A 14,834-nucleotide genomic window follows, 5' to 3' on the forward strand; every position below is an offset into this window, starting at 1 on the left:
TTGCGGTCGTTGACGGTCGGCCCGTGGGGCAGGACAACTGGTCCATGATCATCCGGAAGTGCTGCATAGCTCACGTTTCTCCCGGTTCTCCCTGGCGCTCGCGGTACGGAGCCGGCCCTGCCGGTTGAGGATCAGTTGCCAGGCAACGGTATGCCTTCCGCAGAGCAGAAACCGCCCGTTGTGAATGTTGAGCTGGCCGCTGGGGAGGAACCTGAGGTGGTTCGAACGGTTCCAGCGGAGCCTTTCCTTCTTTGCAAGCGCGCGTCCCACGAGAAGCCGTTCCCCACCGTCTTCCGCAAGCAGCCAGCCCTCTCCCCAGTCGCTGCCGCAGTGACGGCCATCGGTCGACGGACAGAGCGTCACCGCGCGCTGGTAGGCGACGGCATGCGCTCTGCCCAGCTGGATGCTCGCACTCAGTTCGTGCAACACGCTTCGCTGGCGATTGCCGTCCAGCCAGGCTGCCATCCCGGGCAGCGCGAGGCTTCCCAGTATCCCCAGCAGAGCCAGCGCAAACAGCAGCTCAGTGAGCGTGAACGCTCTCTGCGACCTTTCGACCATGGCAGGCGGTCCTTTTGCTCGTATCATTCCGCGATGGTCGTATCTCGCCGGACTTTCCCCGTTGCCTCAATCAGCAGCGGGATGAGGCGTATGACCGACTTTTCTGCAACCCCTGTGTGATCGTGGAGGCCCTGGTGTCGGAAAGAGTTGTGGTAGTGGGCGCTGGCGTCATCGGCCTGTTGACCGCCCGGGAGCTGGCGCTTGCCGGACTGCGGGTGACCCTGGTGGAGCGGGGCGAGAGTGGGCGTGAGGCATCCTGGGCGGGAGGCGGGATCGTCTCGCCGCTCTATCCGTGGCGCTACAGCCCGGCGGTGACCGCCCTGGCGCACTGGTCGCAGGACTTCTACCCGGCCCTGGGGCAGCGTTTGCTCGACGAGACCGGGCTCGATCCCGAGGTCCATACCGTTGGCCTGTACTGGCTGGACCTGGACGACCAGACCGAGGCACTGCAGTGGGCACGCAACCACACCCGGCCGTTGAAGGAAGTGCCGATCGAGGAGGCCTACGCGGCGGTGCCCGGGCTGGGCGCGGGCTTCCAGCGGGCGGTCTACATGTCGGGCGTGGCCAATGTGCGCAATCCTCGCCTGGCGCGCTCATTGCGGGCATCCCTGCAACAATTCGCCAATCTCGAGTTGCATGAACAGACGGAGGTGCGCGGCTGGTTGCGCGACGGCGATCGAGTGGTCGGCGTGGCGACCTCGCGTGGCGAGATCCGTGGCGACAAGGTGCTGCTGGCGGCGGGCGCCTGGAGCGGCGAGTTGTTGAAGCCGCTTGGCCTGGAACTGCCCGTGGTACCGGTGAAAGGGCAGATGATCCTCTACAAGTGCGCGGCGGATTTCCTGCCGCGCATGGTGCTGGCCAAGGGGCGCTACGCGATTCCGCGGCGCGACGGCCACATCCTGATCGGCAGCACCTTGGAACATTCGGGCTTCGACAAGACGCCGACCGACGAGGCGCTGGAAAGCCTCAGGGCGTCTGCGGCAGAACTGTTGCCGGAACTGGCGGACATGCAGCCGGTGGCCCACTGGGCAGGGTTGCGCCCGGGCTCTCCCGAAGGTATCCCCTATATCGGTCCGGTGCCTGGCTTCGACGGGCTCTGGCTGAATACCGGGCACTACCGCAACGGGCTGGTGCTGGCGCCGGCGTCGTGCCGTCTGCTGGCGGATCTCATGAGCGGGCGGGAATCGATCATCGACCCGGCCCCCTACGCCCCGGCTGGTCGCCTCTGAGGAGCGAAAACCAAAAGGCCTGTCTTCGGACAGGCCTTTTCACTTTCAGTCGATGCCCAGCTTTTTCAGACGATAGCGCATCGAGCGGAACGTCAGGCCCAGGCGCTGGGCCGCGGCGGTGCGGTTCCAGCGGGTCTCCTCGAGCGCCTGCATGATCAGCTTGCGCTCGATATCTTCCAGGTAGTCCTCGAGGTTGTCGATTTCGCTCAGGCTCGCCGCGCCTTCCTGGCTGGCACCCGGCGCATCGGCCAGGCGCAGGTCGTGAGGCTGGATCTGGTCGTCTTCGCACAGGGTATAGGCGCGCTCCAGCATGTTTTCCAGCTCGCGGACGTTGCCCGGGAAGCGGTAGTTCTTCAGCTTTTCCTGTGCGTCGCCGGTCAGCCTGGCGGCCGGCAGGCCGGTGTCGCCGGCCAGGCGCTTGAGGATGCGTTCGGCGAGCAGCGGGATGTCCTCGCGGCGTTCGCGCAGCGGCGGTACGCGCAGCTCGATGACGTTGAGGCGGTAGTAGAGGTCCTGGCGGAAGCGCCCGGCGCCGACTTCGGCGGCGAGGTCCTTGTGGGTGGCGCAGAGGATGCGCACGTCGACGGCGACCTCCTGCTGGCCGCCGACCGCGCGCACGGCCTTTTCCTGGATCGCCCGGAGCAGTTTGACCTGCATGGCCATCGGCAGGTCGGCGACTTCGTCGAGGAACAGGGTGCCGCCGCTGGCGGCCTGGAACAGGCCCTGCTTGTCTTCGATAGCGCCAGTGAAGCTGCCTTTCTTGTGGCCGAAGAACTCGCTTTCCATCAGCTCGGAGGGAATCGCGCCGCAGTTCACCGGCACGAACGGCCGCTCGATACGTGGGCCCTGCTCGTGGATCAGGCGCGCCACCAGTTCCTTGCCGCTGCCGGACTCGCCACTGATGTAGACCGGCGCCTGGCTGCGCGCCAGCTTGCCGATCTGGTTGCGCAGGGCGCGCATCGGCGGCGACTCGCCGAGCAGGCGGTTGTCCACCGGCGCTTCCTCGGCTTCCGGGTTGCGCAAGCGCAGGGCGGTTGCCACCAGCTCCCGCAAGCGACCGAGGTCGACCGGTTTGGTGAGGAAGTCGAAGGCACCGGCCTTGAGCGCCTGGATCGCGGTATCCAGGCTGCCGTACGCGGTGATCATGGCCACCGGGGTCTGTGGATGGCGCTGCTGGATGTACTGGACCAGATCGAGGCCGCTGCCGTCCGGCAGGCGCATGTCGGTGAGGCACAGGTCGAACGGCTCGCGGGCCAGCAACTCGCGGGCTTCCTTGACGTTGCGGGCGCTGCGGGTGTCCAGCTTCATGCGGCCGAGAGTGATTTCCAGCAGTTCGCGGATATCCGGTTCATCGTCGACGATCAGGGCTTTTTGTCGGCTCATGCGTGCGGCTTCCGTCAGCTGAGTTTGCGCGGGTGGGCGAAGGTGATGCGGAAGCAGCCGCCGCCTTCCTCGCGATTGCGGTAGTCGATCCGTGCCTGGTTGCTCTCGCAGAGTTCGCGGGAGAGATAGAGGCCCAGGCCGGTGCCTTTGCTTTCTGTAGTAAAGAAGGGTTCGAACAGGTTGTTCAGTTTGTCCGTCGGTACGCCGGGACCGTTGTCGATGACATCCAGCACCGGCAGGTCGCTCTCCGGGTCGCGCGCGAGGCTCAGCCAGACCTGGCCGCGCCCGTGCGCCTGGGCGCTGTAGCGAAGACCGTTCTGCACCAGGTTGCTCAGCACCTGGTTCAACTGGTGTGGGTCCATGCGGGTCTGGATGTCGCCGGCACCGAGCTGCAGGTGCAGTTGACTGTCGTTGCGCAGCCTGCCGGGATATTCGTCGACGAACCGCTGAAGCCACTCCTTCAGGTCGAGCTGCTGCGGTTCGGCCTGGCGGCGACGGGAGAGCTGCAGGACGTTCTCGATGACCAGGTTCATCCGCTTCGACTGGTCCTGGATGATCTGCGTCAGCCGTCGGTCCGGGGCATCCAGTTCCTCTGACTCCTGCAGCAGTTGGGCGGCGTGGCTGATCGCGCCCAGCGGGTTGCGGATCTCATGGGCGATGCCGGCGGTCAGGCGGCCGAGACCGGCCAGCTTCATCTGCTGCGCCTGCTGGGCGATCTGCGAAATGTCTTCGAGGAAGATCAGCACGTGCTGGTCGTCTTCGCGGTTGAGGCTGATAAAGCTGGGTTGCACCGTCGGGCCGTCCGGCACCACCTTGAGCGTCGGCGGACGGAGGCTGGGATTCAGGCGCCATTGCTTCATGCAGTGCATCAGCATCGGGCTGTGGCGGCCGAGGCTGGCGCCCTGCACGTCGTCCTGCCTGAGCAGGCCGAGGGCGGCCTGGTTGGCGAGGAGGATGGCCTGACGGCTATCGACCACGAGGATGCCGGTGCGCATGCGCTGCAGGATCAATGCGTTGAGTTCCTCCAGGTTGGCGACCGTCTCGGCGCGTTCTTCGGCCAGCGTTTCGGTCTGCTCCTGGCGCCGCACCAGGGCCTGGATCACCAGCGCGGCGGCGAAGCACAGGGTGCCGAGGCCGCCGGCCTGGACGTAGTGGTTGGTGGCGTCCGGACTACTCAGGCTGAGGAAGAAGGTCAGGTAGAGCAGGCCGAGGCTGGCCGCCGCCGCGATGACCAGGCCGATGCGCCCGCGCAGCAGGATGTTGGCAATGGCCACCGCCACCACCAGCAGGCTGCCGATGCCGCTGGGCACGCCGCCACCTGCGTAGAACAGGCCGCAAAGCATCAGCACGTCGGTGAGCGCGAGGATGAAGATCGGCAGCAATTGCCGCGACGGCGGCAGGAACAGCGCGACCAGGATGTTGAAGACCAGGTAGCACCAACTGCCGACATGGAACAGTTCAGGGTGGACGAGCTTGAGGACCTGATCTTCCAGTTCGCTGGAGATCAGCAGGACCAGTACCAGGCCGATGGTCAGGCGGTACAGGTGGTACAGACGGAGGATGCGTTGCCCCTGCTCCTCGCTCAGCCGTAGCCGTTCAGCGCGCACGGTCGCCCTGGTCCTGGCGCAGGTGCGCCTGGCTGCAATACCAGCGTTGTTCGTGGGCGAGGGCGTTGGCCTGCGGCACGTGGACGCCGCAATGGGCGCAGCGGACCATCGGCGATGCGCTCGGCTCGTCCTGCGGACGTTGCTGCTGGCGCGGAGTGGGACGGGTAAAGCGACGCCAGAGCCAGAACGCGATGGCGATCAGGGCGATCCAGAACAGGAGGCGGAAAAGGCCCATGGTGATCTCGGAGGCTGGAGAAAGCTGCAGTTTAGCCAAGCCGCCGGCTCGATCCCAGCCGGGAAGGTCCAGGCTGTGCGGCGTTTGGCGCTGGGAGAGGCATGGCGGCGGGCAAAAAGAAGGGAGGCCTGCGCCTCCCTTCGGTGTTTCGTGCGATCAGTCGAAGAGACCGAAGGTCATGTAGCTCCACCAGGAGCGACCGGAGTCCTCGTCGTCATCGCTCTCCGGCTTCTCGTCGTCGGCGCTGTGATCCTGGTTTTCCGGCTTCAGTTCGGCGGGGATCTCCCGCTCGGCATCCTCGTACTGCTTGATCACGTCCTTGGCGGCCTGGGTTTCCATGTGCGGCGGCGGCTCGCCGCCTTCGATCAGGCCCAGGGTGGCCTTGGCCAGCCAGGAGCGGGTGTCGGCCTCGCTTTCGCGGGCGACGAACTCGCCATCCTTGAGGCTGACGTTATCCGGATAGTTCAGCTTGAGGGTTTCCAGGCTGGTGCTGGCCAGGTCGTCGAGACCCAGGCGACGGTAGGCTTCGACCATGATCGCCAGGCCATCGCCTACGGCCGGGGTTTCCTGGAAGTTCTCCACCACGTAGCGACCGCGGTTGGCGGCGGCGACATAGGCCTGGCGCTTCAGGTAGTAGTGGCCGACGTGCACTTCGTAGGCCGCCAGCAGATTGCGCAGGTACACCATGCGCGCCTTGGCGTCCGGGGCGTAGCGGCTGTTGGGGAAGCGGCTGGTGAGCTGGGCGAACTCGTTGAAGGAGTCGCGGGCGGCGCCCGGGTCGCGCTTGGTCATGTCCAGCGGCAGGAAGCGCGCCAGCAGGCCGCGGTCCTGGTCGAAGGAGGACAGGCCCTTGAGGTAGTAGGCGTAGTCGACGTTGGGGTGCTGCGGATGCAGGCGGATGAAGCGTTCGGCGGCGGCGCGGGCGGCTTCGGGCTCCATGTTCTTGTAGTTGGCGTAGATCAGCTCGAGCTGGGCCTGCTCGGCGTAGCGGCCGAAGGGATAGCGCGACTCGAGGGCTTTCAGCTTGGTGACGGCGCTGTTGTAGCTCTTGTTGTTGAGGTCGTCCTGCGCCTGCTGGTACAGCTGGCTCTCGCTCAGGTTCTCGTCGACAGTCTCCTTGTTCGAGGAGCAGGCTGCGGTGAGGGCGAGGATGGCGATCAGCAGCAGGTGTTTCACTTGCATGGCGGCTTGCGTCCCTGGGACGGTCGGCTTGGCCTCAACCGTCTGTTATGATTGGCGCCCCAGGCACCCCCTGGGACAAAGACCCCGTATTTAACCACAGCGCGTAGCCGATTCCAAAAGCCGCGCTGAGCATCGTCTCCTACTCATGTCCGATATGATTCAACGCGCGGCCGAGGTGCCGTTCGAGCTGGGTGGCCAGCGTCTCGACCAGATCGCCGCCCAGCTTTTTCCCGAACACTCCCGCTCCCGTCTGGCCGGCTGGATCAAGGACGGTCGCCTGACCGTCGACGGCGCCGTGCTGCGCCCGCGCGACATCGTCCACAGCGGCGCGCAACTGGTCCTGGAGGCCGAGCAGGAAGCCCAGGGCGAGTGGCTCGCACAGGACATCGAGCTGGAAATCGTCTACGAGGACGAGCACATCCTGGTGATCGACAAGCCCGCCGGCCTGGTGGTCCATCCGGCTGCCGGCCATCAGGACGGCACCCTGCTGAATGCCTTGCTCTACCATGTCCCGGACATCGCCAATGTGCCGCGCGCCGGGATCGTCCACCGGCTGGACAAGGACACGACCGGCCTGATGGTGGTGGCCAAGACGCTGGAGGCTCATACCAAGCTGGTGGCGCAACTGCAGGCGCGGTCGGTCAGCCGCATCTACGAGGCGATCGTGATCGGCGTGATCACCTCCGGCGGCACCATCGATGCGCCGATCGGACGGCATGGCGTGCAGCGGCAGAAGATGGCGGTGGTCGACGCCGGAAAGGTGGCGGTCAGCCATTACCGCGTGCTGGAACGCTTCCGTGCGCACACCCATACCCGGGTCAAGCTGGAGACCGGGCGTACCCACCAGATCCGCGTGCACATGAGCCATATTGGCTATCCCCTGGTCGGCGATCCGGTCTACGGTGGGCGCTTCAGGATTCCCCCGGTGGCCAGCCAGACCCTGGTCCAGACTCTTCGCGAATTCCCCCGGCAGGCGCTGCACGCGCGCTTCCTCGAACTGGATCACCCGGCCACCGGCGTGCGCATGAAGTGGGAGTCGCCGCTGCCGGAAGACTTCCTCTGGCTGCTCAGCCTGTTGCGCCAGGATCGCGAGGCGTTCGTCGGATGAACGCCTGGCTGACCCCCGACTGGCCGGCGCCGGCCCGTGTGCGGGCCTGCGTGACCACGCGCAGTGGCGGGGTCAGCCAGGCACCCTTCGACAGTCTGAACCTTGGCGCCCACGTCGACGACGATCCGCGCGCCGTGGAAGAAAACCGCCGACGCCTGACCGAGCGCCTGGAATGCCGGCCGAGCTGGTTGGAACAGGTGCACGGAGTGACGGTGGTGGAGGCCGACCCGAGCCGGGTGCCGAGGGCCGACGCCAGCTGGAGCGCGATGCCGGGCGTTGCCTGTACGATCATGACCGCCGACTGCCTGCCGGCGTTGTTCTGCGACCGCTCGGGCACCCGCGTGGCCGCGGCCCATGCCGGCTGGCGCGGGCTGGCGGCGGGCGTGCTGGAGGCGACGGTGGACAGCCTGGGCGTGCCCGGCGACGAACTGCTGGTCTGGCTGGGGCCGGCGATCGGCCCGCAGGCCTTCGAGGTCGGCGGCGAGGTCCGCGATGCATTCGTCGCTGCGCACGCCGAGGCGCGCTCGGCTTTCGTACCTAGCGCCAATCCGGGCCGCTTCATGGCCGACATCTACCGACTCGCGCGGATCCGCCTGGGCGCCCATGGCGTCACCGCCGTGCATGGCGGCGGCTTGTGCACCTTCAGCGATACCGAGCGCTTCTATTCCTACCGCCGCTCGTCGCGTACCGGCCGTTTTGCCAGCCTGGTCTGGCTCCAGGACTAGGCTCGCGCAGGTTATCCGGCGGCAACTGACCGATGTCACGGCCCGGTCGCTTGAACCGCGGAAAATCGCCCTTATCTATTGAGTCATCTCGGCGGGCTTTTCTTCATCAGGGACACCCATCGTTCCGGCCCGCTCTATAGAAGGAAGGACGACCCATGCGAATAGACCGTTTGACCAGCAAGCTGCAACTGGCGCTCTCCGACGCCCAGTCCCTGGCCGTTGGCCATGACCATCCGGCCATCGAGCCGGTGCACCTGCTTTCCGCCCTGCTCGAGCAGCAAGGCGGTTCGATCAAGCCCCTGCTGATGCAGGTCGGCTTCGATATCGCCGCCCTGCGCAGCGGCCTCAACAAAGAACTCGACGCGCTGCCGAAGATCCAGAGCCCGACCGGCGACGTGAACCTGTCCCAGGATCTCGCACGCCTGCTCAACCAGGCTGACCGCCTGGCCCAGCAGAAGGGCGACCAGTTCATCTCCAGCGAGCTGGTATTGCTGGCCGCGATGGACGAGAACACCAGGCTCGGCAAGCTGCTGCTCGGCCAGGGCGTGTCGCGCAAGGCGCTGGAGAATGCCGTGGCCAACCTGCGCGGCGGCGAAGCGGTGAACGACCCGAACGTCGAGGAGTCGCGCCAGGCGCTGGACAAGTACACCGTCGACATGACCAAGCGCGCCGAGGAAGGCAAGCTCGACCCGGTGATCGGTCGCGACGACGAGATCCGCCGGACCATCCAGGTCCTGCAGCGGCGGACCAAGAACAACCCGGTGCTGATCGGCGAACCCGGCGTCGGCAAGACCGCCATCGTCGAGGGCCTGGCCCAGCGCATCATCAACGGCGAAGTGCCGGACGGCCTCAAGGACAAGCGCCTGCTGGCCCTGGACATGGGGGCGCTGATCGCCGGCGCCAAGTTCCGCGGCGAGTTCGAGGAACGCCTGAAGGCGGTCCTCAACGAACTGGGCAAGCAGGAAGGTCGGGTCATCCTGTTCATCGACGAACTGCACACCATGGTCGGTGCCGGCAAGGCGGAAGGTGCCATGGACGCCGGCAACATGCTCAAGCCGGCTCTGGCGCGCGGCGAGCTGCACTGCGTCGGTGCTACTACCCTCGACGAGTATCGCCAGTACATCGAGAAGGATGCCGCGCTGGAGCGCCGCTTCCAGAAGGTGCTGGTGGACGAGCCGAGCGAGGAAGACACCATCGCCATCCTCCGTGGCCTCAAGGAACGCTATGAAGTGCACCATGGGGTAAGCATCACCGACGGCGCGATCATCGCCGCGGCCAAGCTGTCGCACCGCTACATCACCGATCGGCAACTGCCGGACAAGGCCATCGACCTGATCGACGAGGCCGCCAGCCGCATCCGCATGGAGATCGACTCCAAGCCGGAGGAACTGGATCGTCTCGACCGTCGGCTGATCCAGCTGAAGATCGAGCGCGAGGCGCTGAAGAAGGAAGACGACGAAGCCACCAGGAAGCGCCTGGCCAAGCTGGAGGAGGATATCGTCAAGCTCGAGCGCGAATACGCCGACCTCGAGGAGATCTGGAAGTCCGAGAAGGCCGAGGTGCAGGGCTCGGCGCAGATCCAGCAGAAGATCGAGCAGGCCAAGCAGGAGATGGAGGCGGCGCGGCGCAAGGGCGACCTCGAGAGCATGGCGCGCATCCAGTACCAGACCATCCCGGACCTGGAACGCAGCCTGCAGATGGTCGACCAGCACGGCAAGACCGAGAACCAGTTGCTGCGCAACAAGGTGACCGACGAGGAAATCGCCGAGGTGGTTTCCAAGTGGACCGGTATCCCGGTGTCGAAGATGCTCGAGGGCGAGCGCGAGAAGCTGCTGCGCATGGAGCAGGAGCTGCATCGGCGAGTGATCGGCCAGGACGAGGCGGTAGTCGCCGTGTCCAACGCCGTGCGCCGTTCGCGCGCCGGCCTCGCCGATCCGAACCGGCCGAGCGGCTCGTTCCTCTTCCTCGGCCCGACCGGGGTGGGCAAGACCGAGTTGTGCAAGGCGCTTGCCGAGTTCCTCTTCGATACCGAGGAGGCGCTGGTGCGGATCGATATGTCCGAGTTCATGGAGAAACACTCGGTGGCCCGCCTGATCGGCGCGCCTCCGGGCTACGTCGGCTTCGAGGAAGGCGGCTACCTGACCGAGGCGATCCGCCGCAAGCCCTACTCGGTGGTGCTGCTGGACGAGGTGGAGAAGGCCCATCCGGATGTATTCAACATTCTCCTCCAGGTGCTCGAGGACGGACGCCTGACCGACAGTCACGGGCGTACGGTGGACTTCCGCAACACCGTGGTGGTGATGACCTCCAACCTCGGTTCGGCGCAGATCCAGGAGCTGGCCGGCGACCGCGAGGCGCAACGTGCCGCAGTGATGGACGCGGTCAATGCGCACTTCCGTCCGGAATTCATCAACCGGATCGACGAAGTGGTGGTGTTCGAGCCGCTGGCTCGCGAGCAGATCGCCGGCATCGCCGAGATCCAGCTCGGTCGCCTGCGCAAGCGCCTGGCCGAGCGCGAGCTGAGCCTGGAACTGAGCCAGGAGGCGCTGGACAAGCTGATTGCCGTCGGCTTCGACCCGGTCTATGGCGCACGCCCGCTGAAGCGGGCCATCCAGCGCTGGATCGAGAACCCGCTGGCGCAACTGATCCTGGCCGGCAAATTCGCGCCGGGTGCCAGTATCTCGGCGAAGGTGGAAGGCGACGAGATCGTCTTCGCCTGACCTCTTCGGGGGCGGACAGGGAAAGCCCCGCTTCGGCGGGGCTTTTTCATGGGCGTCCGGTAGGCGCGAGAGCGCTGCCGCATGCAGTGGAAGGGCCGTTTTGCCGCTCGTGGAAAAAGAAGAAAAACTTTTTGGATCAGAGGGTTGACATGCCCGCGCGCATCCGTAAAATGGCGCGCCTCTGAGACGCGAATCCAGCAACACCGGAAGCGTCCAGGGTTGGAAGAAAGACGTTCCGCGATAGCTCAGTCGGTAGAGCAAATGACTGTTAATCATTGGGTCCCTGGTTCGAGTCCAGGTCGCGGAGCCAACTTCCAATCGGGGTATAGCGCAGTCCGGTAGCGCGCCTGCTTTGGGAGCAGGATGTCGGGAGTTCGAATCTCTCTACCCCGACCACCTCATACTTGGGTCGTTAGCTCAGTCGGTAGAGCAGTTGGCTTTTAACCAATTGGTCGTAGGTTCGAATCCTACACGACCCACCATTTTCGACGGGGCGAGTTGCATAGGCCTAGGAAGGGGTGTTGCACCTTTTACTTGTCCAGCAGCCGTCTGGGCCGAACATTAGGCCCGCATTGACGTGATGTCAATATGGAATAGCCCGCCTATTTAGGTGGGCTTTTCTGTTTCTAAGGCCCTGAAACCATTCTGCAGGCGTAGCAATGCGCCCCCGACGTAATCAGCGATTACAGAGGGTACTGCGGTTTTGGCCGTGAAACTGCGGGGCTCTGCCAGCATGCCGGCGCTGGAATCCAGGCGCTCTCGGTAATTCCAGATTTTTCTTACAGGCCTAGCGAACTGCTGGGAGGCGCGGCTACCTTTCGTCCGGTAGCCGGCCCTTCAGTATCGGTATCGCTAGGCGAGACTGCTTCGGGCAGTAGATCCCCATCCACCAGATCCGCTTGTTGCAGCGGGAGCCGCGGATGCCGAGGCGGCACGGTTCGATAAGTGTTGAGCCATCAGAGTGAACAGCACGCTTTGGTCGAAGGTGTCAGGTGGCTGTGGTAGCGCTTCTTCCCGCACGGTTGGACCTCCCTGAATGCCTGTCCCTGGTATGTGCTCCCTTGGTTCTGCAGGTTCTGTCCTGGCCTCCGGCGGCGGTACTTCACCCATTCGAGCGAGAGGTTGCCCGCATGGCTTCGGTTTGGCAGAGGCTTGCGGGGAGCCGCTGTAATCCACCTTCCTGACGTTCTCCAGCGCTCCTTGGGCCAGGCTTCTGGCATGCAGCACGGCACGCATGTGGTCGTAGTCGGCCTCGATGTAGCTCATGGTGGTCTGGATATTCGAGTGGTTGAGCAGGCACTTCGTGAGATGGATGTTCCGCTCGGGTGCCTTCATCAAGTCGGTGGCCAGGGTGTGCCGGAAACGGTGCGGGGTCATCCGCACCCCAACCTTCTCGGTCAACTTCCGGTACATGGCTTCGACCTGGTCGGAGTTCATCATCTTGCTCTTGTAGTGCGGTGAGAACCGGTTGACGTTGAACAACTGGTCGTCATCGGCGAATCCGGCTTTATCGGCCTCCTTCAGGAGCCGCGATAGGTGAGGCACAAGCCCCTCCGTTATTGGCACTACGAACTCTTTATGAGTTTTCTCTGTCTCGCCGCGGATGAGGATCAGTTGATTATCCCAGTCGATGTCGCGCTTGCGGATGCACAGCAGCGCGTTCAACCGGATGCCGGTGTAGTAGAAGACCTCAAACGTGCAAAGCCAGAACCAGGCGGGAGTGATGCGTGCGCGATCGCCGGTGCAGCGCTCTGCGCCGACCTGCATGTTGAGCCAATTGCGGGCGCGCAGGATGGCTTCGGCTGCGACAGTTTTGCTTGCTCGCCTGGGGGGGATGACGGTGGTCTTTCTGAACGGGTTGACTTGGGAGTGCGTCACCAGCTCGTGCTCGATGGCATAGCCCCAGATTGTTCGCAGATGATTCGAATACGTGTTCCAGCTCCGCTTCGACAGGCCTTGTTCCAAGACCTTGCGCCGCCATCCCAGCACAGACCTGTGGTCCACTTCCTGTACGGTTGCCGTAGGGCCGAAGTGCTTGAGCAGCGCCTTGGTCGCGGCGCGGTAGATCTTCGCGCTGGCTTCTCGGAGATCGTGCGCGAAGATGTACTCCTCGGTGAGCTGCTGCGGCGTCATTCGACACCCCCTTCGGCGTCGGTAATGACCGTGAGGCTTGGGTTGTCCAGAGGCTGTTCAGGGAACAGCAGTTTGGGATCCTGGAGCAGGTAAGCCTTGAGCTCTTTCGTTTTACGAGGGCCTGAGACTTTGATGGTCCAGATGTTCAGGCTCTTACTGGTCTTCCGGTGAAGCCCTTGTTTCTCGAACGCGCGCTGCACCAGCTTCCAGCCGGTCGTCTCCTTGGCCTGGGCCAGCTTTTCGAGCTCCGGATGCTCCTGGACATAACGCTTGAAGATTCCTGGCGTGACCAGCATGGCGGTCCCGTCGACGGTATGCACCAAGGCTTTGGTGTCGTTGATGAACAGGCGACGGGTCGCGATACCAGATTTCATCCAGCCAACGAATCCCTGTCCCAGATCAGTGCTTCTGCTAGGCATAAATACATCTTCAACTGCTTCAGGAGCGCAATCTGTTAGCTCCTTGTTCCCTAGTGGCTGCTGTAGGTTCTCCTCCCCGCGAGTGTTCGTAGGAGAAGCAGCCGGTGAGTCGTGGCTAATGTCTAGCTCTTCTAGTGGCGAATTGATATTACCAAGAAGCGCGTACAAATCGTCTGTTTCTTCCTGAACATCAGTTGAGGGCTTCGCAATCGCCCGCATCTCGTTTGACGGTTTCGCAACGATCGGCGCAGGTTGGCGGAGCGTCATCTTGGCTTCTAGTACCTGTCGCTGTTCAATCGGATCGTTGGGGATTTCGCAGGTCGTTTCCGGCTTTTCAGGGGAGGCGTTGCCCTCTTCAATTACGAGTGATCCGCCGTAGGGCGCGGGACGCTCGGTAGGGTCTGTCCAAATCAAGGCTGGAGCGATCTTGAGGAGCGTGAACTTGTTTCTCCACCCAGCACCATTGTCTATCGTGGCCGTCCAAATGGCCTTGTCTTCGGCGTTCGTCTGGATGACGGCCTGGTCCTGGAGCATGTTGAAGAATGGCGCGTTGGAGGAGGGGACCCCTTCGATTCCCTGAGCCAGCAGGTAGGCTCTCAACTGATCGGCCGCGGGCTTGCTCACCAGCCAGAGTGCGTCCTGAGTCAGCCACCCGTCGGACGGGCCGCCCGGCTGATTCAGCTTGAATTTGTCCTTCACCAGGAAGCGCAGGCCGTCTGCCAACTGCCGCTGCAGCGACTGCTTCGGTGCAGCCAGCGCTCGATCCGGATTACCCCCCAGCTCCTGCGCGACTGAGGCCTGGTCTGCCTTCACGATGATCTCGCCGAGGATCCCAGCGTGCTCGTACTGCCCTGCGAACAGATAGATCAATTGAGCCCACAGCTCTGGAAAGCGACTGAGCCAGTCGAGTGCAGTGCGCGGAAGCAGTTGGTGGATGAGGAGTGCTGAGGCAGCGCCGTGAAGCTGGTATTCGCGGGACTTCACGTACTTGAAGCGGTAAGGCTGGTTGATCGGTCCGTTCCAAGGGTGCCAGGTGCTGCCGTCCTGCAGCTCAACCTGCAGGTCGACGACGATCTTGCCTATGTCGTGAGCCAGGGCACCATAAGCCGCGGCGGCCGACCAGGCTTCAGCTTGGGCTGACTGTGACTCTGGCGCTGCGCCGATCGGGAGCAGGTAAGTCTGCCGCACCTTCAGTGCATAGGCCACGATCTCCAGGCCGTGATCGATCATCCCGCCTGGATGGGCATGGTGATGGTTTTCCGAAGCTGGGAGCTGCTGGACCAGCTGGGCATAGTTGGCCAATGGCCGCCGGTAGATCTCCTCGAATTGCTGCTTGGATAGCGAGGCACGCTGCCAGATGTTCTCCAGTAGCTGCCGGCGCCGAGGCGTGCCGAGCAGCTCCGTACTGCTCAGAGGAGGGATGAATCCCCCTGGGGCAGCTTTGGTTGGTGGGGTGGGGGACGGCTTCCTGGATATCCAGGAAAGGAGTTGAAACATGGGAGGCTCCATGACGATTCATGGAGCGGGCTTTTCCG

Annotated in this window: 11 protein-coding genes and 3 tRNA genes; 7 read left to right on the plus strand and 7 right to left on the minus strand. The window is 64.1% G+C overall.

Features of this window, described 5'->3' with window-relative positions; translation table 11 throughout:
* Nucleotides 1–48 precede the first annotated feature (48 nt).
* The gene (locus FFS27_RS05655; protein ID WP_015503652.1) at nucleotides 49–558 is read right to left on the minus strand and encodes a GspH/FimT family pseudopilin; all 510 of its coding nucleotides are present in this window, start codon (nucleotides 556–558) and stop codon (nucleotides 49–51) included.
* A 134-nt stretch (nucleotides 559–692) separates the two neighbouring features.
* Between FFS27_RS05655 and thiO the strand changes: the two genes are divergently transcribed.
* Entirely contained in the window at nucleotides 693–1,787 is a 1,095-nt protein-coding gene (thiO, locus tag FFS27_RS05660) for a glycine oxidase ThiO (RefSeq protein ID WP_009316267.1), read from the plus strand.
* Nucleotides 1,788–1,832: 45 nt separating this feature from the next.
* On the opposite strand, the gene pilR is transcribed toward thiO, so the two are convergent.
* From pilR to FFS27_RS05680, 4 genes are all read right to left on the minus strand, one after another.
* Complete coding sequence (gene pilR, locus FFS27_RS05665) at nucleotides 1,833–3,170, minus strand: two-component system response regulator PilR (RefSeq protein WP_003094694.1); 1,338 nt, start codon at nucleotides 3,168–3,170, stop codon at nucleotides 1,833–1,835.
* Between the two features lie 14 nt (nucleotides 3,171–3,184).
* Complete coding sequence (gene pilS, locus FFS27_RS05670) at nucleotides 3,185–4,777, minus strand: two-component system sensor histidine kinase PilS (RefSeq protein ID WP_021264116.1); 1,593 nt, start codon at nucleotides 4,775–4,777, stop codon at nucleotides 3,185–3,187.
* On the minus strand, nucleotides 4,767–5,012 hold the full coding sequence (locus FFS27_RS05675; RefSeq protein ID WP_003102591.1) for a PP0621 family protein: 246 nt from the start codon (nucleotides 5,010–5,012) through the stop codon (nucleotides 4,767–4,769). The genes pilS and FFS27_RS05675 overlap by 11 nt, the downstream gene beginning before the upstream one ends.
* Before the next feature lie 156 nt (nucleotides 5,013–5,168).
* On the minus strand, nucleotides 5,169–6,194 hold the full coding sequence (locus tag FFS27_RS05680; protein WP_021264117.1) for an outer membrane protein assembly factor BamD: 1,026 nt from the start codon (nucleotides 6,192–6,194) through the stop codon (nucleotides 5,169–5,171).
* Nucleotides 6,195–6,339: 145 nt separating this feature from the next.
* On the opposite strand from FFS27_RS05680, the gene rluD reads away from it, so the two are divergent.
* The 6 genes from rluD (at nucleotide 6,340) to FFS27_RS05710 (ending at nucleotide 11,229) form a co-directional block, all read left to right on the plus strand.
* Entirely contained in the window at nucleotides 6,340–7,302 is a 963-nt protein-coding gene (gene rluD, locus FFS27_RS05685) for a 23S rRNA pseudouridine(1911/1915/1917) synthase RluD (RefSeq protein ID WP_003094686.1), read from the plus strand.
* Nucleotides 7,299–8,027 carry a peptidoglycan editing factor PgeF gene (gene pgeF, locus FFS27_RS05690; RefSeq protein ID WP_015503650.1) on the plus strand — a complete coding sequence of 243 codons (729 nt, stop codon included), beginning with the start codon at nucleotides 7,299–7,301 and terminating at the stop codon, nucleotides 8,025–8,027. The genes rluD and pgeF overlap by 4 nt, the downstream gene beginning before the upstream one ends.
* 155 nt (nucleotides 8,028–8,182) lie before the next feature.
* The gene (clpB, locus tag FFS27_RS05695) at nucleotides 8,183–10,747 is read left to right on the plus strand and encodes an ATP-dependent chaperone ClpB (RefSeq protein WP_003094682.1); all 2,565 of its coding nucleotides are present in this window, start codon (nucleotides 8,183–8,185) and stop codon (nucleotides 10,745–10,747) included.
* A 234-nt stretch (nucleotides 10,748–10,981) separates the two neighbouring features.
* Nucleotides 10,982–11,057: transfer RNA gene (locus tag FFS27_RS05700), tRNA-Asn, on the plus strand.
* A 9-nt stretch (nucleotides 11,058–11,066) separates the two neighbouring features.
* A tRNA-Pro gene (locus tag FFS27_RS05705) sits at nucleotides 11,067–11,143 on the plus strand.
* Nucleotides 11,144–11,153: 10 nt separating this feature from the next.
* Nucleotides 11,154–11,229 (plus strand) — tRNA-Lys (locus FFS27_RS05710).
* Between the two features lie 370 nt (nucleotides 11,230–11,599).
* On the opposite strand, the gene FFS27_RS05715 is transcribed toward FFS27_RS05710, so the two are convergent.
* Nucleotides 11,600–12,880 (minus strand): site-specific integrase, encoded by a 1,281-nt coding sequence (locus FFS27_RS05715; RefSeq protein ID WP_016852952.1) that lies wholly within the window; start codon nucleotides 12,878–12,880, stop codon nucleotides 11,600–11,602.
* Nucleotides 12,877–14,796, minus strand: coding sequence for a MobH family relaxase (gene mobH / locus FFS27_RS05720; protein WP_016852953.1), 1,920 nt, complete (start codon nucleotides 14,794–14,796; stop codon nucleotides 12,877–12,879). Before mobH ends, FFS27_RS05715 begins: the two co-directional genes overlap by 4 nt.
* Between the last annotated feature and the right edge of the window lie 38 nt (nucleotides 14,797–14,834).

This window comes from Pseudomonas sp. 2VD, assembly GCF_005503585.1.
Classification (GTDB): domain Bacteria; phylum Pseudomonadota; class Gammaproteobacteria; order Pseudomonadales; family Pseudomonadaceae; genus Pseudomonas; species Pseudomonas aeruginosa.

Coding starts and splice junctions, on each gene's coding strand:
- rluD (WP_003094686.1), top strand. CDS start 6,340: ATGTCCGATATGATTCAACGCGCGGCCGAGGTGCCGTTCGAGCTGGGT.
- FFS27_RS05655 (WP_015503652.1), bottom strand. CDS start 558: ATGGTCGAAAGGTCGCAGAGAGCGTTCACGCTCACTGAGCTGCTGTTT.
- pilR (WP_003094694.1), bottom strand. CDS start 3,170: ATGAGCCGACAAAAAGCCCTGATCGTCGACGATGAACCGGATATCCGC.
- pgeF (WP_015503650.1), top strand. CDS start 7,299: ATGAACGCCTGGCTGACCCCCGACTGGCCGGCGCCGGCCCGTGTGCGG.
- FFS27_RS05675 (WP_003102591.1), bottom strand. CDS start 5,012: ATGGGCCTTTTCCGCCTCCTGTTCTGGATCGCCCTGATCGCCATCGCG.
- clpB (WP_003094682.1), top strand. CDS start 8,183: ATGCGAATAGACCGTTTGACCAGCAAGCTGCAACTGGCGCTCTCCGAC.
- mobH (WP_016852953.1), bottom strand. CDS start 14,796: ATGTTTCAACTCCTTTCCTGGATATCCAGGAAGCCGTCCCCCACCCCA.
- FFS27_RS05715 (WP_016852952.1), bottom strand. CDS start 12,880: ATGACGCCGCAGCAGCTCACCGAGGAGTACATCTTCGCGCACGATCTC.
- FFS27_RS05680 (WP_021264117.1), bottom strand. CDS start 6,194: ATGCAAGTGAAACACCTGCTGCTGATCGCCATCCTCGCCCTCACCGCA.